This is a genomic window from Methylobacterium pseudosasicola (genome assembly GCF_900114535.1).
Lineage (GTDB): Bacteria > Pseudomonadota > Alphaproteobacteria > Rhizobiales > Beijerinckiaceae > Methylobacterium > Methylobacterium pseudosasicola.
The window spans coordinates 139,132-157,196 of the sequence record NZ_FOTK01000003.1 but is presented as its reverse complement, the minus strand read 5'-3'; the positions used below and the strand labels follow the sequence as shown (position 1 = coordinate 157,196).

General features: G+C 69.7%; 13 protein-coding genes. 3 read left to right on the top strand and 10 right to left on the bottom strand.

The window, feature by feature from the left end:
• The first annotated feature begins 82 nt into the window (after positions 1-82).
• Both BM228_RS04560 and BM228_RS04555 read left to right on the top strand, forming a co-directional pair.
• The gene (locus BM228_RS04560) at positions 83-520 is read left to right on the top strand and encodes a response regulator (RefSeq protein WP_092037616.1); all 438 of its coding nucleotides are present in this window, start codon (positions 83-85) and stop codon (positions 518-520) included.
• A 404-nt stretch (positions 521-924) separates the two neighbouring features.
• Positions 925-2,928 carry a HAMP domain-containing methyl-accepting chemotaxis protein gene (locus BM228_RS04555; protein ID WP_092037614.1) on the top strand — a complete coding sequence of 668 codons (2,004 nt, stop codon included), beginning with the start codon at positions 925-927 and terminating at the stop codon, positions 2,926-2,928.
• 26 nt (positions 2,929-2,954) lie between these two features.
• Here BM228_RS04555 and BM228_RS04550 read toward each other — a convergent pair whose 3' ends face one another.
• The 7 genes from BM228_RS04550 to BM228_RS04520 form a co-directional block, all read right to left on the bottom strand.
• On the bottom strand, positions 2,955-3,761 hold the full coding sequence (locus BM228_RS04550; protein WP_092037612.1) for a TetR family transcriptional regulator: 807 nt from the start codon (positions 3,759-3,761) through the stop codon (positions 2,955-2,957).
• Positions 3,762-3,855: 94 nt separating this feature from the next.
• Positions 3,856-4,686, bottom strand: coding sequence for a pyrroline-5-carboxylate reductase (gene proC, locus BM228_RS04545; protein ID WP_092037610.1), 831 nt, complete (start codon positions 4,684-4,686; stop codon positions 3,856-3,858).
• Complete coding sequence (locus BM228_RS04540) at positions 4,683-5,192, bottom strand: type III secretion system chaperone family protein (protein ID WP_007569163.1); 510 nt, start codon at positions 5,190-5,192, stop codon at positions 4,683-4,685. Before BM228_RS04540 ends, proC begins: the two co-directional genes overlap by 4 nt.
• Positions 5,193-5,481: 289 nt before the next feature.
• Positions 5,482-5,766 carry an accessory factor UbiK family protein gene (locus tag BM228_RS04535; RefSeq protein WP_092037608.1) on the bottom strand — a complete coding sequence of 95 codons (285 nt, stop codon included), beginning with the start codon at positions 5,764-5,766 and terminating at the stop codon, positions 5,482-5,484.
• Positions 5,767-5,911: 145 nt separating this feature from the next.
• Positions 5,912-6,133 carry a hypothetical protein gene (locus tag BM228_RS04530; RefSeq protein ID WP_092037606.1) on the bottom strand — a complete coding sequence of 74 codons (222 nt, stop codon included), beginning with the start codon at positions 6,131-6,133 and terminating at the stop codon, positions 5,912-5,914.
• 132 nt (positions 6,134-6,265) lie between these two features.
• Positions 6,266-6,982, bottom strand: a complete 717-nt coding sequence (locus BM228_RS04525) for a PhoH family protein (RefSeq protein ID WP_092037604.1) — start codon at positions 6,980-6,982, stop codon at positions 6,266-6,268.
• 430 nt (positions 6,983-7,412) lie between these two features.
• Positions 7,413-9,770, bottom strand: coding sequence for an ATP-dependent helicase (locus BM228_RS04520; protein ID WP_092037602.1), 2,358 nt, complete (start codon positions 9,768-9,770; stop codon positions 7,413-7,415).
• A gap of 175 nt (positions 9,771-9,945) precedes the next feature.
• On the opposite strand from BM228_RS04520, the gene BM228_RS04515 reads away from it, so the two are divergent.
• Positions 9,946-13,392, top strand: coding sequence for an AsmA family protein (locus tag BM228_RS04515; RefSeq protein ID WP_092037600.1), 3,447 nt, complete (start codon positions 9,946-9,948; stop codon positions 13,390-13,392).
• 110 nt (positions 13,393-13,502) lie between these two features.
• On the opposite strand, the gene BM228_RS04510 is transcribed toward BM228_RS04515, so the two are convergent.
• The 3 genes from BM228_RS04510 to BM228_RS04500 form a co-directional block, all read right to left on the bottom strand.
• Complete coding sequence (locus tag BM228_RS04510; protein ID WP_092037598.1) at positions 13,503-14,141, bottom strand: VOC family protein; 639 nt, start codon at positions 14,139-14,141, stop codon at positions 13,503-13,505.
• A gap of 80 nt (positions 14,142-14,221) precedes the next feature.
• A complete protein-coding gene (locus BM228_RS04505) occupies positions 14,222-15,181 on the bottom strand; it encodes an aminoglycoside phosphotransferase family protein (RefSeq protein WP_092037596.1) in 960 nt (319 codons plus the stop codon).
• A gap of 354 nt (positions 15,182-15,535) precedes the next feature.
• Positions 15,536-17,671: a S9 family peptidase gene (locus tag BM228_RS04500; protein WP_092037594.1), complete on the bottom strand. Its 2,136-nt coding sequence runs from the start codon at positions 17,669-17,671 to the stop codon at positions 15,536-15,538.
• Between the last annotated feature and the right edge of the window lie 394 nt (positions 17,672-18,065).

The window sequence follows — 18,065 nt, the reverse complement described above, 5'->3', positions numbered from 1 at the left end:
TCGCGGCGCCGGGCTTGCGCGAGCCTTGCTTCCCGGAATAGCATGCTGCATCGCAAAGCCAGAGCGAAGTCGAGTGCGGACCATGCCCACAACCGACGTCGAGACGGCCTCCAGCACATTGCCCCAGGGCGTCTGCTACCGGATCCAGGTGCTGGTCGTCGGCCGCCACAAGCGCTGGCGCGACGATCTCTCTGCTGAGATCCGGATGCTGGGCTATCAGGTGACCGCCTGCGACCGGGGCGTCGACGCCATGACGGTCCTGGCGCTTGGGCTGCCCGTAGACGTGATGGTGGTGGATGCTGCGCTGCAAGGCGGCAGCCTGTGCTGCGCGCAGCTCGCCGTCGAGGCACGAGCCCTGCGCCCGGGCCTGCGCATCGTCCTCTCCAGCGATCCGTTCGACCCGCCGGAGCAGGAAGCCTCGGTGCTGGTCCCGGACGCGCTGTTCATCCAGCGCGAGCAGTTCCAGACCGGCATGGTCGCGACCCTGATGCGCGAAGCGCTGGCGAATCGCGTGGCCTGAGGATTTTTCTGCCGGGCCAGAGGCGGCGGCTTGAGAGCCTGTGGAACGAGTCTTTCCCATCCTCGCATCTGTGGCCGCTGCGCAGCAGCTCAGGCCGAGGGGCAGGGCTGGGGCATCGGTCGAGCCGCAGCCGTCTCGACCGAAGCCGCCGGACCCACGCCGCCGCGCCGCAGGCGGGGGATCGAGATCTCATCGTCGCGATCAAGTGTTCTGGCCTGGGCGGGTGTTCATGTGCCGCTCTCGAGCCAGTTCATCGTCGCATCATCGTCGCTATAGATCTTGATCGAAAGCTTGTTTTCGAAAAGCATACTTCGCAAAACTGATCGCGTGTTGACATATCGGCGTCATCCAGCGGATTTCTAAAGGCGATGTGCCTGTCGACGGCACGGCCTTGTACGAGTCAGATGTCCGTGAAACTGGGAATTCGCTACCGGCTCTATGCCGGCTTCGCCCTGCTCGTGCTGATTGCCGCCAGCATCGGCGTGTTCTCGCTCTACCAGCAGAGCGTTCTCAACGAGCAATACGCGCTGCGCTCCCGCTTCGAATCGAGCGCGCGGGCGATCCTCACGATCAGCAACCTGGCGGCTCGCCTGACGGCGGCGGCCGAATACTACCGCCTCGATCCGGATCCCAAGCAGATCGTCGAGATGGAGCAGACGCGGGCCGTGATCGAGGAGATGAGCGACTCGTATGTCGCGCGCGCACTGAGCGATGATCGGCGCAAGCTCTACCAAGACATGCGGGACAACGCCCGGGCTCTGAAGCCGGAGCTGGAGCGTCTCACGGCGGCGGCCGGCGACCTGGGCCGAGCCAAGACGGACATGTTCAAGGCCGGCGACGGGCTGACTCGCGCGACGGAGGCCCTGATCGCTGGCGTGCGGGCCCGCGCCGACGACGGACTCCTCTTCCGCGCCCAGGTCATCGAGAACGCCATGCTGCATGCCCGGCTCGCCGCCGCACGCCTGACGATCCGGATGGGGGCAGAAGATCGTGCGGCGTTCCCGCCCAGCATCGACCGGGCCCGCACGGCCCTCGACGCGTTCCGGAAGGGCGAGGGCGGTGCGACCTTCGCAGAGCCGGTCAAGGTCGTCGGCGAGGCGCTGGACGCCTATGCCCACGATATCGGAACGTATGACAAAGCGTTCGGCGCGTCGAAGGCGGTTCTGGAGGCGGGGATCAAGCCGCTCTCCGACACGATCGAGCGTACCACCGCGACGGTGCGCGAGAAGGTTCTGACCATCGTCGCCGACATGTCGGCCGCGACGGCGTCCACGGTGGCGCGTGTCGAGCGGGTGCAGGTCGCGATGATCGGCCTGGCCGTCATCCTCGGCGGTCTGCTGGCCTTCCTGATTGCCCGCAGCATCATCCGGCCCATCATCGGCACGACGAACGCGATGAAGCGCCTGGCCGAGGGCGACACCACGATCGCGGTTCCGGTACCCGAGGTGCGCGACGAGATGCGCGAGATGGCCGAGGCGGTGGACGTCTTTCGCCAGAACGCCATCGCCCGGGCCGAGCTGGAGGCCGCCCAGGCCGCCGAGCAGGCCGCCCGCCGAAGCCGGGCCGAGCGCGTCGACCAGCTGGTCCGTACCTTCCAGCAGAACGTCGCGGCCTCTCTTGAGGTCGTCACCGGGGCCGCCACCGAACTCGACGCGACGGCGCGCTCGATGACCCAGGTCGCCGACGACACCAATAACCAGGCGGTCGCCTCCAGCGCCGCAGCCGAGCAGGCCTCGACCAACGTCCAGACCGTGGCGGCGGCGGCCGAGGAGATGGTGTCGTCGCTGCAGGAGATTGAGCGGCAGGTGATCCGCTCCAACGAGGTCGTCGGACACGCCAGCCACGAGGCCGAGGCGACCAACGCCGCCATGGCCAGCCTGCGGCTCGCCTCCGATCAGATCGGCGCGGCGGTGACGACGATCTCAGGCATCGCCGGCCAGACCAATCTGCTGGCGCTCAACGCCACCATCGAGGCCGCGCGCGCCGGTGAAGCAGGAAAGGGCTTCGCGGTGGTGGCGTCCGAGGTGAAGGAGCTCGCCGGTCAGACGGCCCGGGCCACGGAAGAGATCGGCGGCCAGATCGCAGCCATCCAGGCGGCCACCGGCCAAGCCGCGGAGGCGATCGAGCAGATCGCCCGCACGATCGCGGCGGTGAACGAGATCAGCGGCTCGATCGCCTCGACGGTGGTGCAACAGACGGCGGCGACCAGCGAGATCTCACGCAACGCCGGCGAGGCGGCCCGGGGCACCCGGGACGTGTCCGCCAACGTCGCCCAAGTTCTCGCCTCGTCCAGCGAGACTGGCAGCGCCGCCACGCAGGTGCTGAACGCGGCCTCCCAGCTGGCGACGCAATCCCAGAAAGTCCGGCAGGAGGTCGACGGCTTCCTGCGGGATATCCAGGCGGCCTGAAGCGTGGCCCAACGCCCTGACAGCGATTAGATCGCCGCCGCGGGGTCGGTCTCGTCGCCGTCCGGTGCGCTGCGTCTGCGTGGGCGGCGGTCGAGGAGCGAGCGGCCGAGGGCGCGCAGCGGCGCGGTGAGCCGCCGGGCGTCCTCGGCGCGCTCCATGAGGCGCTCGCCGCTGCGGATCTCCTTGTCGAGTTTGGCCATGGTCCGGGCAAGCGCCGGGTCGTCGTCGTCGAGCCAGACCTGGGTGACGCGGGTGAAGGCGATCACCACGCCCTGGAGCTTGAGCTGGCCTAGCGGCCCCTCGGTGTCGATCCCGGCCGCCGCCAGCATGTAGCGGTGGGAATTCAGCATCACGCCGTTCAAGGCCAGCATCGACAGCGGGTCGCCGCGCAACGCGTAGGCGATCCGGCGCAGGGCCGGCTTGTAGGGGGTCATCGCGTCGAGCCGGCGCATCAGCACGTCGAACAGGCGCTCGCGGGTCGGCTCCTCTTCGAGGCCGGCGCTGTCGCCCTCCAGCACCTTGCGGTCGATGATCCGGGTGAGGCCGCCGAGCACCGCGCCCTTGGAGGGGAACAGGTCGCGCAACTCGGCCAGCGTCAGCCCGGCCTCCCGGGCGATGTCGCCGATCTCGATGTCGTTCCAGGGCTGCTCGGCGGCGAGCCGCATCAGCGCCTCGACCGCGGCCTCGCGGGGCGGCAGCTTCGGCGGGCTCTCGGCCTGTGCCGGGCCTTCTTGCGCCGGACCTTCTTGCGCCGTGCCGGCCTGGATCGCGTCATCCGGCACGGCACCTGCGGCCTTGCGGGTGCGCTTCGACGGGGCTCTGTTCTCGGTCATGGGTCTGTCGCCCGCTCCTGTCGGTCGTCCGCGCCTCATGTAGGGATAGCGGCGGCGATGGGCAGACCCGTCGCGCGGCGATGCCGCACGGATGTCAGCCCGCGAGCTCGGCCGCCCGGCTTTTGGCCGCCGCCACGGCCTCGCGCAGGAGCGGCGCCAAGCCGTCCGGGCGCATCAGCACGTCGAGGGCCGCCGCGGTGGTGCCGCCCGGGGAGGTGACGTTGCGGCGCAAATCGGCCGCTTCTTCGGGGCTCGCCTCGAGGAGTGCGCCGGCGCCCGAGATTGTGGCCCGCGCCAGCGTGCGCGCCACGTCCGGATCGAGCCCGGCGGCGATCCCGGCCTCGGCCAGGGCCTCGACCAGGAGGAAGACATAGGCCGGTCCGGAGCCCGAGACGGCGGTCACGGCATCGATCTGCGCCTCGTCGGCGAGCCAGGCCACGGTACCGTTGGCGGAGAACAGGGCGTCGGCCGCGTCGCGCTGAGCCGGGGTCACCTCTGGGCTCGCACACGCGCCGGTGGCGCCCCGGCCGATGCTGGCCGGCAGGTTGGGCATGGCCCGGACCACGGCCCGCGCCCGGGGCAGCCGGGTGCGCAGGTCCGCGATGGTCTTGCCCGCCAGGATCGAGACGAGGAGCGTGTCGCGGCCGACCAGCCGGTCGAGTCCGGGAGCGGCCGCTTCCAGGCCCTGCGGCTTGATCGCCAGGACCAGCACCGCCCCGGGCACGGGATTCGTCGGGTTGAGCCGGATGCCGCACTGCGTGCAGAGATCGACGATCGCGCGGGCCGGCACCGGGTCGATGATCGTGGTGGAATGGGGATCGAGGCCCGCATCGAGCCAACCCGCCAGCATCGCGCCGCCCATCTTGCCGGCCCCGGCGAGGACCAGGGAGGCGGGCATCCGCGTCACGTCGGGGGCCGCCGTCACGCCTCGCCTTCGGTCTCGAACAGCACGGCGTCCAGCGCCTCCCGGGCGCTCTTGCCGGCCCAGAGCACGAACTGGAACGCCTGGAAGTAGCGCTCGCAGGCATCCACCGCGGTCTTCATCATGGTGGCGCATTGCGGGTGGGTCGGCACCGCGCCGCCGGCCAGCAGCAGCGCGTGCCGGAACATCACCACGCTGTCACTCGACCACAGGTCGAAATGGCCGATCCAGAGCTGCTCGTTGATCATCGCGATCAGCCGCAGCACCTCGGTCCGCTGCCGCTCCGGCACCTTGAGGTCGAAGGCGCAGGCCACGTGCAGGGCCTCCACGTCCTCGATCCAGGTGAAGGCGACATGGTAGTCGGTCCAGCGGCCGGGGCTGGTGATCGACATCTCGTCGGTCTCGGCCCGGTCGAAGATCCAGTCGCGCAGGGACGCCAGACGCTCGACGACGTCGAGCGGATGCTCGTTCCGGTCAGGGTCGTGGAAGTCGACGTGGAGAAGCGGCATGACGATCCAAAAGGACGGCCCGGAATCGACCCGGACCGACGTGACGGGGACGCGAGAAGAGTGTGAGAACACTCCGAGAACTTGATACGACCGGCGAAGACAGGCCGGGGGTGACGCGATCGACTGTCGAAGCTCTGCGGACATCGCCCCGCAGCCGCCGAATCACCCTATGCCTGACTATAGACCGGCCGTGACTCGCGACACAAAGTGCAGGTCATGCTCGGTGAACAGGAAACGAAATCATCGGCTGCGCTTCCTGTGCAAAAGCCTGAAGCGTTGCCGCGGGGACTCAGACCACCTCGCTGAGCCCCGCCGCACCGGCCCCGGCGGTGCCGGATTTCGCCTCCAGGGCGGCGACGCGGGCGGCCAGGGCCTCGTTCTGGGTCCGGAGATTGGTCACCAGGTCGCGCAGCACGTCGAGCTCCTCGCGAGAGGCGATGTCGAGGTCGCGGACGAGGCGCTCGACCTGCGCCTTGACCACCGTCTCCGCCTCGCGGCGCACGCCCTGGGCGGCACCGGCCGCATCGGTCATCAGGCGGGCGAGATCGTCGAACAGTCGGTTCGAGGGGGGCATCGTGGTCTCCCGGATCGGCCGGCTGCCGCTTCGGCCGCCTGACTGCGCGATTCACGATGACGAGATAGGAATCTGCGGGGTGCGGAGCAACGCCCAAAGCGATCTGCACAGGGAAACGGGGCCCGAAGGCCCCGCATCTTGAAAATCACATGCGGTGCATGCCGCGGTGATGCATGCGCCGATGCATCATCCGGCGGTGCATGCGCCGATGCATCATCCGACGCTCCATCGGGTGCATGCGAACCTGCGTGACGGAATCGGGTGCGGAGATCCCGGAGGGCAGGCCGGGGGCGGCGCTGGCCGGCTGGATGAGGGCGGCGCCGCCGATCGAGGCCAGCACGGCAAAGGCGAAGGTCAGTTTCCTCACGAGGAGACTCCAATTCTCTGGTAGCCGGGCGTGGCGCCCGGTTCATCCTCCCAAACGGGAGGTTCGGAGAGTCGTCTCGTGCCGGTGAGGGCACGGCGGACCCGTGAGGGTCCGCCGCCAACAACTTCTGGATTAGAGATTCGTTTCCTCGAACGCCTTCACCCATTCGGCGCAGATGCCGGAGCGGACGATGTCGTCGCGGGTGAACTCGACCACCGGGATCGGCATCATCCGGCTCTTGATCAGGTGCATGACCGTGCGCAGGCCCGAGGTCTCGCGCAGGTCGGTTTGGGAGACGTCGCCGTTGATGATGACCTGGCAATCGTCGCCGATCCGGGTCAGGAACATCTTGATCTCGGCCGTGGTGGTGTTCTGCGCCTCGTCAAGGATCACCAGGCAGTTCTTGAAGGTGCGCCCGCGCATCACCTCGAACGGCACGATCTCGATATCGCCGGTCTTGAGTGCGATCTCGAAGGCGGCCTGGCCCATCCGCTCCTTCATGGCCTCGGTGAGCGGGGCGACCCAGGGGGCGATCTTCTCTTCCAAGGTGCCGGGGAAGAAGCCCAGCGAGCGGCCCGATGGCACGTTCGGACGGGTGATGACGACCTTGGAGATGCGGCGCTGGCGGAGCTGGTCGGCGGCGCGGGTCCCGGCGATGAAGGTCTTGCCGGTGCCGGCGGGCCCGAGGACGATCACCTGGGCGGAGCTGGCCAGGGCGTCGAGATATTCGGCCTGGCGTTCGGTAAGCGGTTGTATGGGGCTGAGGTTGCGCTCTTCGTCGAAGCGGGTGCGATGAATACGGGGCGTACGGTCTTCAACCAGTTCAAGTCGTGTGCGGCGTCTCTTCATGGATCAACACTCCAACGGGACTTGCCAACCTGGATCTGTCGATGAACTACCGTTTACCTAAGTGCTCCCGGATTTATTCTATTGCGAAACTAATTCCGGCGCCATGCCGAAGGTTCCGCCCCGTGCTTGTTCGCCTGTGGAGAGCGTCACGCCGCCTCGCCCGGGGTCGAATACGCAGTGCAAGCGTCGCACCAACGTGATTCGCGACTGACGTTTGCTCGGAGGGTGTGACCAGGGGGTGACGGTTGGTTCTGCGGTGCGGAAAAAGCCCGGAGGCTGGCAAGGCTGCATCAGGCCGAAGGCCGGAGAACTGGCCGGGGACACGGGATGACGCGGCACCCTGCACGACCTCGATCCTCCCCGCCCGCACGGGCGAAGCCGGCCGATCCTGCCGCCCTGAAACGTCCGGGCTTGATCGGCGGGAAAGCTGTCATCCTGGTTGGATGAAGCTGTCGAGAACCATCTTCCGGCCGGCTTTATCGAAGTCAACGGTGAGTTTGTTGCCATCGACGCCGGCTACGGTTCCAGGGCCGAACTTCATGTGGAAGACCCGCTGGCCGTCCTGGAACGCGGAGGGCGCGCCGGTCGATTTGGCGATCAGCTCGCCCTCGATCTGGCGCGGACCGCCGGCCCGGCCGCCCGGCGCGTTGCCGAAGCCGGACCGGTTGCCGGCCCCCGCGGCGGTGTTGGCCTGGGCGCGCTGCCAGCCGGGCGTGCCGTAGCTCGATCCGAACGGCGTCGGATTGCGGTCGAACCGGGAGGCGCCGGCCGAGAAATGCGCGGGCGCCTCGACCACGTCGACGGCCGATTCCGGCAATTCGTCGATGAAGCGCGAGGGAATCGTCGAGGACCACAGGCCGTGGATCCGCCGGTTGACCGCAAACGACAGCTTGGCCCGCTTGCGCGCCCGGGTGAGCCCGACATGGGCGAGGCGGCGCTCCTCCTCCAATCCGGCCCGGCCGCTCTCGTCCAGCGCCCGCTGATTGGGGAACAGGCCGTCCTCCCAGCCGGGCAGGAACACGGTGTCGAATTCCAGCCCCTTGGCGGCGTGGAGCGTCATCAGCGAGACCCGCTCGGCGCCCTCGGCCTCGGAGGCCTCCATCACCAGGGAGACGTGCTCCAGGAAGGCCGCCATGTCGGGGAACTCCTCCATCGAGCGGACGAATTCCTTCAGGTTCTCCAGGCGGCCAGCGGCGTCGGCGGAGCGGTCCTTCTGCCACATCTCGGTGTAGCCGGACTCCTCCAGGATGGTCTGGGCGACCTCGCTGTGCGGCTGCGTCTCGATGAGCCGGGCCCATCGCGAAAAGCTCTCGGTGAGCGCCCGCAGGGTGGCGCGGACCCGGGGCTTCAGCTCGTCGGTCTCGCACAGGCGCTGGGCGGCGATCAGCAGCGGCAGGCGGTTGGCCCGGCCGTAGGTGTGAAGCTGCTGCAGGGTGGCGTCGCCCAGGCCGCGCTTGGGCGTGTTCACGATCCGCTCGAAGGCGAGGTCGTCGCTGACATTCATGGTGACGCGCAAGTAAGCCAGCGCGTCGCGGATCTCCGCGCGCTCGTAGAAGCGCGGGCCCCCGATCACCCGGTAGGGCAGGCCGAGCTGGACGAAGCGATCCTCGATCTCGCGCATCTGCGCCGAGATCCGCACCAGCACGGCGATCTCCGACAGGGGATGCTGCTTGGCCTGGAGCGACTCGATCGACTCGGCGAGCTGGCGGGCCTCCTCCTCGGAATCCCAGGCGCCGGTGACGGTGACGCGCTCGCCCGGCTCGTCCTCGGTGCGCAGGGTCTTGCCCAGGCGGCTCTCGTTCTTGGCGATCAGCCCGGAGGCGGCGGCCAGGATATGGCCGGTGGACCGATAGTTGCGCTCCAGGCGCACCACCACGGCGCCCGGGAAGTCGTGCTCAAAGCGCAGGATGTTGTCGACCTCGGCGCCGCGCCAGCCGTAGATCGACTGGTCGTCGTCGCCCACGCACGCGATATTTTTGCGACTTTGCGCGAGCAGCCTCAGCCACAGGTACTGGGCGACGTTCGTATCTTGATACTCGTCCACCAGGATGTAGCGGAAGCGGTCCTGGTAATTGGCCAGGATGTCTGGGTTCTCGCGCCAGAGCTTGAGGCAGAGCAGCAGCAGATCGCCGAAATCGACGGCGTTCAGGGTCGCGAGCCGGGCCTGATAGGCGGTGTAGAGCGCGCCGCCCTTGCCGAACGCGAAGGAGGTCGCCTCGCCCGGCGGCACCTGCTCGGGGCTCAGGCCGCGGTTCTTCCAGCCGTCGATGGTGTGGGCCAGCGCCCGGGCCGGCCAGCGCTTCTCGTCGATGTTCTGGTCGGCGATCACCTGCTTCATCAGGCGCAGTTGGTCGTCGGTACCGAGGATGGTGAAGTCCGACTTCAGCCCGACCAGCTCGGCATGGCGGCGTAGGATCTTGGTGCCGATGGCGTGGAAGGTGCCGAGCCAGGGCATGCCCTCGCCGGCCGGGCCGATCAGCGCGCCGATCCGGAGCTTCATCTCCCGGGCGGCCTTGTTGGTGAAGGTCACCGACAGGATGTCGTAGGGGCGGGCGCGGCCGGTGGCGATCAGGTGGGCGATCCGGGTGGTCAGCACCCGGGTCTTGCCGGTGCCGGCCCCGGCCAGGACCAGCACCGGGCCCTCCGTCGCCTCGACGGCGCGGCGCTGCTCGGGGTTGAGCCCTTCGAGATAGGCGGCGGCGTCCCGCCGGAGGGCGCCCATGGCGCGGGCGGCGATGGAGGTCGGAGCGCCGTCCCCGGCGGGCTGCGCGTGCGGGCCATTCTGCATTCCGCTTCCCTGGACCAAATCGCGAACGGCGTCGAGGCCATTCGATCCCGGGGCCGCCTCTGGCGCCGTCCGGGACTTATCGTGCTATGGCCCATCTCAGTTTGCCCAGGGGGGCACGCGACGGCGGGGCATCACGGTGCCGCGACCGCGCGGGGTGGTTCGCGGAACGGGTAGCGTGCGTGATCTTCTGACCGCGCTGGCGGGCGCCGTCATCCTGGTTCTCGTCGCGGCTCTGGCCGTCCCGCCCATCATCGATTGGCAGGCCCAGCGCGGCCTCGTCGAGCGGGCGCTCGCCCGGTCCCTGGGCGTGCCGGCCCGGACCGACGGCCGGATCGAGGTCCGGCTCCTGCCTTCGCCGCGGCTGCGGATCGACCGGCTGCATCTGGGCACCGACCCGAACCGGCCGAGCCTGGACGCCCGCTTCGTCAAGGCCGAGATCGCCCTGGCGCCGCTCCTGAAGGGCGAGTTCCGCTTCACCGAGACGCGGATCGGCCGCGCCGAGATCAAGCTCCCGGTGGCCGGCGGCGACGCCCTGCGGATCCCGCCCGAGCTCGGCGAGGCCCTGCGCGCCCGCGACCTCGCCATCGAGGACCTGCACGTCCAACAATTCCTCGTGACCACGCAGGTGCCGGCCACGGGCCGGACCGACCAGCTCTACGTCCAGGACCTGCGCCTCCAGGCCCCCGCCCTGGTCGGGCCCTGGCGGGTGGAGGGCACGACCGGCGGCGTCCCGTTCCGGGCGGTGAGCGGCACACCGGGGGCGGATGGCCGGCTCGCCGTGAAGATCGCGGGCGGCGGCGACATGCATCCGCGCTTCGAGGCGGATGCCCGCCTCGGCCTGGTGCCGAACGAGGCCGACGGGGGCGCGCTGATCGAATCCGAGGGCTCGGCCCGCCTCGTGGTCGGGCCGCCGACCCAGGCGGCGGGTCCCTATCTGCCGTTCTCGCTCGGCGGGACGTTCAAGGCTCGCGGCACGCAGGTGCGGTTCGAGGGCGTCGAGCTCGCGATCGACCCGGGCGGGCGCGCCCTGCGGTTCGCGGGAACCGGCCGGCTCGACCTGCGCCAGTGGCGCGCCGCCCTGAACCTGGACGGCCGCCGCCTCGACCTCGACGCCTTCCTGGCCTCGCCCGAGGGCCAGGCCCTGATCGCCCGCGGCGTCCCGGATCTCGGGCGCGGCCTGCCGGCGATGCTCGACCTCGACCTCGCGGTGGGCACCCTGGTGCTCGGCGGCGAGGAATGGTCGAACCTTGCGCTCGCCGGCACCGTGGAGCGCGCGGGCGGCCTGCTGCTGCGGCGCCTGTCGGCGGTCGGGCCCGGCGACGCGACCCTCACGGTGAGCGGGCAGATCGAGGCGGCGCCGTTCCGCCTCACCGGCCCGGTGGCGCTGACCGCCGCGGATTCGGACCCGCTCGGACGCTACCTGCGCCGGCTCGGCCTGGACGGGCCGCTGACCGCGCTCCTCGACGGGCGCCGGATCGAGGCGGCGGCCGACCTGTCCGCGGCCGCCTCCAGCCTGTCCCTGCGCAACCTGCGCCTCGGCCTGGGGCCGGCGCGCATCACCGGCAATGCCCGCTACACCGCCGCGGAGGCGGGCGCGCGCGGACGCTTCGACGCCCAGATCCGCGCCAGCGGCATCGACATCGCCGCCCTGCCGCCGGTGGGGACGACGCTGGGCAGCCTGCGCGACCACGACCTCGCCCTGACCCTCGAGGCCAAGGACGTGCGCTACGGGCCGGCGGGCTCCGGCAACGGCACGATCGCGGCGAGCATCCAGTCGGACGGGTCGAGCCTCGTGGTCGACAGCCTCGATGTCACCGATCTCGCGGGGGCGAGCGCGAAACTGTCCGGCCGGATCGGTGCGGATGGGACCGGCCGCGTCTCCGGGCGGCTGAAGGCCCCGGTGGCGGCGCCGCTGCTCGGCCTGCTCGAACGGGTCTGGGTCGGCGAGATCCGCCTGCTGCCTGCCTTCCTGCGCGAGGCGCCCCTCGACCTCGCCGTCACCCTGGACCGGGAGGGCGGCGCGGCCGATGCCCTGCGCAGCCAGGCCCGGGGCAATGCCGGCGGCGGCACCCTCGACCTGACGCTCGCGAGCCGCGGCACGCGGATCGAGGGCGGGAGCGCGACGCTCACCGCGCCCCGGGCGGGCGTCTGGTTCGGACGCACCGACATCGCCGGCCTGCAGCAGCCCGCAGAACTCCACCTGAGCGCCGAGCGGCCGGACGCCGACACGCTCGCGCTGACCGTCAACGGCACCCTCGCCGGCCTGAAGCTCGCCACCGCCCGGCCGATCCTGGTCGGCCCCGACGCCCTGCCGAATGCCGGCGCAATCCGGGCCGACACGGCCGACCTCGGCCCATTCCTGACCCTGGCCGGCGCCGCCCGGCTCAGCCCCGGCGCCTGGCCGGCCGACCTCACCTTCGTCCTCGCCAAGGACGGCGGCGACATCGCCGCCGACACCACGGGCAAGATCGCCGGCGCGAGCTTGAGCGGCAGGCTTCTGCGGGCGCCGGGCGGGGCGCTGCGCGGCCGTCTCAGCCTCGACCGCCTGTCAGTGCTGCAGCTGGCCACCGCCCTGCTGCTTCCGCCGGACCCGGCCAAAGCCGACCGCTTCGGAGCCGCGCCGCAGCCCATCGCGCCCCTCGCCCTCGATGCCCGGGTCGCGAGTCTCGACCTCGGCCGCGGTCTCACCGCCACGGAGGCCAGCGTCGCCCTGGGACTCGCCGACGGCGCCCTGACCCTGCGCAACCTTACAGCGAACTTCGCAGGCGGCCGGATCGCCGGCTCGGCGACGCTCACCCGCCGCGGGCCCGAAGCCACGATTGCGGGGGAGGGCGGTCTCGACGATGTCGCGCTCGCGGCCCTGGCCGGGTCCGGCCCGATCGGCGGGCGCCTGACCGCGTCCCTGCGCTTCACCACCAATGCCGAGACCCTTCCGGGCCTCGCCGAGAATCTCTCCGGCAGCGGCAACCTCACCCTCAAGGATCTGAGCGTCCCGGAGGCCGACCCATCGGCCCTCGGCCGTGCGCTCGCCCGAGCGGTGGAGATCGACGATCCCCTGCGGGAGGGCCGGCTCCAGGCCTTGGTCGCCGAGGAACTCGCCAAGGGCGGCGCGCAGGCGAAGGCCCCGGCGAGCAGCCCGGCCACGATCGTCGGCGGCCAGATGCGGGCCGGACCCCTCGACCTGGATTTCGGGACCGTCCGCTGGTCCGGCACCCTCGGCTACGACCTGCGCAACCAGCGCCTCGACGCCCGGGGGATTCTCTCTGGCGGCCCGGTACCCCGGGGCTGGAGCGCCGGCTCGCCCTCCGTCCAGTTCGGCTTCACCGGCTCGCTCGGGGCACCCGAGCGGGTGCTCGATGTCGGCGCCCTGTCGAACGGGCTTGCCGCCTTCGTGCTCCAGCGCGAGCTGGAGACCATCGAGCTGACCGAGGTCGACCAGATCGAGCGCCAGCGCCGCCGCGCCCGGATCGAGATGGACCGCGCTCGCGCCGCCGCCCTCAAAGCCGCCGCCGACAAGGCCGCGGCGGACGAAGCCGCCCGGCAGGCCCGGGCGCGGAGCGAGGGGACAGGCGAGGGGCAGCCCAGCGGCGCTGAGGGCGCGCCGCCTTCAGGCAGACCCTGATCGCGGCATCGGACGTTTTGGCCTGAATCCCGGTCCCACCCTCTCCCTCATCCTGAGGTGCCGCGCAGCGGCCTCGAAAGAGCCCTCCAGGGATCGCGAGGGTGGACGGTTCAAGCCAGCTCCTTGAGACCGCCCGGCGTCTCGATCTGCGCACGATACCGAAGCCCAGCCCCCTGGGTGACGACCGGCGCCCGATCTATGGCCAAGTCCTGCAACAAGGCTGCAATGAGAGCGGCCTCAGGGTGTTCGAGCGTAAACCCCTTTAGACGCGCGTCACGATCGGCGATGGCATCCATCGCGCGCGGCTTGCCCCGCCGGTCGATGATGGAGGGAACGCCGCCATCCATGGGGAGGGAGCCATCGTCTGGGATCGTGAAGTGGAATGCGGGGGCTTCGATCGGCAGCCCGACCTTTCGGCCGAAGATGGCCTCGCGACCTTCGAGCACGCGGTCGATGTCATCGGTTCTCGCGACCCAGCCACGGAGGCGGCGGCCAGCATCCCAATCCCGTTTGACCCGCAGGCGATCATCGAGGCCGAACCAGCGGGTGCGGTCGGGGCGCTCGGCATCGGGATCGACCGTAACGATCTCCAGATAGATCTGGTCACCGAGCTGTAGCAGATGGTTGTAGGTGCCCATGTAAGCGTGCCGCTGCCCGAATGGCACGTCGAGGTCGAGGCAGGCACGAACATGCTCGACGCCCTCCGACAAGGTTGGAGCGATGACGGTGAGATGATCGAGCGTAAGCATCGTTGTCTACCGTGGGCTGCCTCCGCCTGCGACCCGCCGCGATTCTTGCGTGAGTCATCTCTCCCCCAAGAACAGATCTTCTAACGTCCACCGTCCGCGGGCCACACGACGTTTTCGAGATCGACCAACCGGCCGACCCTGGCTTCCCACCCGTCGATATCGATGTGCCGCACATCGCTCGCGCGATGCAGCAGCATCAGGGTCAGCAGGCGCCGCCGCATGGCGGCATCCAGGGCATTCGGTCCGAGGCCATACCCGCGCATCAGGCTCGCCACACGACCGGGCAGGCCCGCGCACATGAAGGCACTTGGGCCGAGGAGATCATACTCGCGCCAGCCCGTCATCACGTCGCCAAAGTCGATCAGCGCCGCGAGATGCCATCGACCGTCGGTTTCCGCGAGCAGGAAGTTCTCGGGTATCCACTCCCCCGTAAGGATCACCGGCGGCGCATCGAGCGGGACGACAGAGGGGACTTGCTGGAGGAGTTCGTCGAGATCGGCCAGAAGGTTCGGTGCGAGGCCCTGCCGACGATGCCGCTCGATACAACCCTCCACCTGCCGCGCGATGAAGTCCGGCCAGGTCGGTTCGATGGCTGCGAGGTCACCCGGCGGGACCGCCTGCACCTCCGCGATCGTGCGGCCGATCTCGGCGAGGACGCGCCCCTTCTCGGACTCGGACAGGGTCGGCCAAGCCTCCGACCCGAGAATCCCGTGCAGACGGGTCATGATGAGGTAGGACCAGCCGCTCTGTTCGCCCTCGGCGACGAGCTGAGGAATGGGCACGGAGAGTTTTTCGCCCAAGAGACGGAGCGTCGCGCGCTCGGAGATGAACTGACTGCGGTAGATCGGCGGAAAGAGTTTCAGAATTACGCTGTCGTTCAGGCCAACGACGAGATTTGTTCCGGTCTGGAAAGGTGTGATCTCGTCCGAAACAACGTTCGACGCCCGCGCAATGGCGTTGACGAGGGCGTGCCAGTTGTTGGGCGCCGAACGCCAGCTTGTGAAAGCTTGCTTGTCGGCGATGACGGGAAACGCGATCATTCTTGATCTACAGCCGTGACGCTTCGCTCGACTTGGCGGGCCGCCAGCAAACTACCCTCCACGGATGGTGTCGAGCGTCGGATGTCATGCTCGGAGTGCCGATTTGTCCGCGCGACCCCGAGGCATGACGGCTCTGACGATGGGTATCCCAACTTTCCCCTCATCCTGAGGTGCCCAGCGATCGAAGATCGCTGGGCCTCGAAGGAGCCCTCCAGGGATCGCGCGGCTGGCTGGGGGGCTCCTTCGAGGCTCGCTGCGCTCACGCCTCAGGATGAGGGCGTGGGTGGGAAGGGTCGGTCAGACGGGCCTCAAGGGCGCCGATGACCGACCGTTTATCCGCCTCCGGATGATCCCCTACGCCCGCTCCACCACCATCAGCGCGAAGGCGTAGATCAGCGCCACCTCCTCCAGCCGGTCGAAGCGGCCGGCGGCGCCGCCGTGGCCGGCTTCCATGTTGATGCGCAGCAGGATCGGGCCGCCGCCGGTCATGGTGGCGCGCAGGCGGGCGACCCATTTCGCCGGCTCCCAGTAGGTCACCCGCGGGTCGGTGAGGCCGCCGAGCGCCAGGATCGCCGGGTAGGCCTTCGCGGCGACGTTGTCGTAGGGCGAGTACGACAGGATCGTCTCGAAGGCCGCGACGCTCTCGGCCGGGTTGCCCCATTCGGGCCATTCCGGCGGTGTGAGCGGCAATTCCGCGTCCAGCATGGTGTTGAGCACGTCGACGAACGGCACGTCGGCGACGATTCCGGCGAACAATTCGGGGGCGAGGTTGGCGACCGCGCCCATCAGCATGCCGCCGGCCGACCCGCCATGGGCAACGATGCGCTTTTCCGCCGTGTAGCCGGCCGCGATCAGCGCCCGCCCGCAGGCGATGAAATCCGTGAAGGTGTTGGGCTTCTTCTCGCGCTTGCCGTCGAGATACCAGCGCCAGCCCTTCTCGGTGCCGCCGCGGACATGCGCGATGGCGTAGACGAAGCCGCGATCGACCAAGCTCAGCAGGTTGGTGCGGAAACCGGCCGGCATCAGCGTCCCGTAGGAGCCGTAGCCGTAGAGGAGCAGCGGCGCGGAGCCGTCGAGCGCCAGGTCCCGGCGGTGCAGGAGCGAGATCGGCACCTGCGCGCCGTCCGGGGCGGTGGCGAACAGCCGGCGGGTGACGTAGGCGGCCGGATCGTGCCCGCTCGGGATGGTCTGGCGCTTGCGCAAGGTCCGGTCGCGGCTGTCGCAGGCATAGTCCCAGGTCTCGGACGGCGTCGTCATGGACGAGTAGACGAACCGGATCGTCGCCGTGTCGAACTCATGCCCGCCGCGCAGGCCCAGCGCGTAGGCCTCCTCGGCGAAGGCGACCGTGTGCTCGGACTCGTCGGCCAAGTCGCGCACGATGATCCGCGGCCGGGCGTTCTCGACCTCGAGGCGGATCAGGTGGCCGGCCAGCAGGTGCAGGTGGCGGATCATCACCCCCGGCCGGTGGGGCACGAGGTCGGTCCAGTTGGCCCGGCCCGGATCGTCCAGGGGGGCGGTGACGATCTTGAAGTCCTCGGCGCCGTCCGCGTTGGTGCGGATGTAGAGCCGGTCGCCGCGATGCTCGACGTCGTAGATCAGCAGCGGCTCGCGGGGCTGCACCAGCCGTAAGGAGCCGGAGGGCGCGTGCCGGTCGAGGAGCCGGACTTCGGAGGTCTCGTGGTCGCTGGCGGTCACGTCCAGGAAGGCGCCGGACTGGGTGCGGCCGATATGGACGAAGTAGCCGGCATCCGGCTCGGTGTAGACGGTCTCGTCCGAGGATTGGGCGGTGCCGAGGCGGTGGCGCATGACCTTGGCGGGCCGGTGATTGGCGTCGAGGGCCACGTACCAGAAGCTGTGACCGTCCGCGGCCCAGACCGCCTCGCCGGAGGTCGCCTCGACCCGGTCGTCGCGGTCGAGGCCGGTGGCGAGGTCGCGCACCTTGATCGTGTAGAGTTCCGAGCCCTTGGTGTCGGCGCTCCAGGCCAGCAGCCCGTGGTCGTCGGAATGGACCGCGGCGGCGATCTCGAAGAACGGCAGGCCCTCGCCCTCGCGGTCGCCGTCGATCAAGATCGTCTCGTCCGGGTCGGGGCCCGATTCCGGCACGTTGGGCGAGGAGGCCGGGCGCCGGCAGACCAGCGGATGCTGCCCGCCCTCGCGGTGGCGGGTGTAATAGGCGTAGGGCCCGTCCGGATCGGGCACGCCGCTCTCGTCCTCCTGGATGCGGCCGCGCATCTCGGAGACCAAGGTCTTGCGCAGGTCGGCGGCGCCGTCGAGGGCGGCTTCCGCGTAGGCATTCTCGGCCTTGAGGTAGGCGGCGATGTCCTCGGGCAGGGCGGCGGGGTCCTTGAGGACCGCCTGCCAGTTCTCCGCCTTCAACCACGCGTAGTCGTCGACGATTTCCCGGCCGTGGACGCTGAAGCGCCGCGGCCGGATCTCGGCCACCGGCGCTTCAGTCCGGTGAGCATGAAAGCCGCGCCCGATCTCCGTCATCGTATCTCCCGCCGGGTCTCGTGCGCCCGGTCTGGGGATGTGTCCCGCCGGAGCCCGCGACGCAAGCCGCCGCGACCCCGGGGCCGGCCGGTGCATCGGCGTGGTGATAACTTTAAGTTAGATACAAGCAGAGTTCCGTCTACTTCTGGATGGGCGACCTGAGCTTGAAGTATCCCGGAGACGATCGAACCGCGGGTTCCGGTAACGTCCTTCCAACTTGTAATACAAAACCTCCTGTTGTATCTTGGTGCAAGGGATCGATTGGTGCACGCATGGCTTGGGGCCGCAGGTTTGCGCCGGGTACCACTCTGTCCCGATGTCTGTGTCGGACGATGCTTGGGACGACGCGGGCAGGAGCGAGACGTACGCTTCACTCTGAAGTCGGGGGTCACGT

Excerpts from the sequence above, each read along its gene's own strand:
- BM228_RS04560 (WP_092037616.1), top strand. The coding sequence starts at position 83 with ATGCCCACAACCGACGTCGAGACGGCCTCCAGCACATTGCCCCAGGGC.
- BM228_RS04555 (WP_092037614.1), top strand. The coding sequence starts at position 925 with ATGTCCGTGAAACTGGGAATTCGCTACCGGCTCTATGCCGGCTTCGCC.
- BM228_RS04550 (WP_092037612.1), bottom strand. The coding sequence starts at position 3,761 with ATGACCGAGAACAGAGCCCCGTCGAAGCGCACCCGCAAGGCCGCAGGT.
- BM228_RS04540 (WP_007569163.1), bottom strand. The coding sequence starts at position 5,192 with ATGCCGCTTCTCCACGTCGACTTCCACGACCCTGACCGGAACGAGCAT.
- BM228_RS04535 (WP_092037608.1), bottom strand. The coding sequence starts at position 5,766 with ATGCCCCCCTCGAACCGACTGTTCGACGATCTCGCCCGCCTGATGACC.
- BM228_RS04525 (WP_092037604.1), bottom strand. The coding sequence starts at position 6,982 with ATGAAGAGACGCCGCACACGACTTGAACTGGTTGAAGACCGTACGCCC.
- BM228_RS04520 (WP_092037602.1), bottom strand. The coding sequence starts at position 9,770 with ATGCAGAATGGCCCGCACGCGCAGCCCGCCGGGGACGGCGCTCCGACC.
- BM228_RS04510 (WP_092037598.1), bottom strand. The coding sequence starts at position 14,141 with ATGCTTACGCTCGATCATCTCACCGTCATCGCTCCAACCTTGTCGGAG.
- BM228_RS04505 (WP_092037596.1), bottom strand. The coding sequence starts at position 15,181 with ATGATCGCGTTTCCCGTCATCGCCGACAAGCAAGCTTTCACAAGCTGG.
- BM228_RS04500 (WP_092037594.1), bottom strand. The coding sequence starts at position 17,671 with ATGACGGAGATCGGGCGCGGCTTTCATGCTCACCGGACTGAAGCGCCG.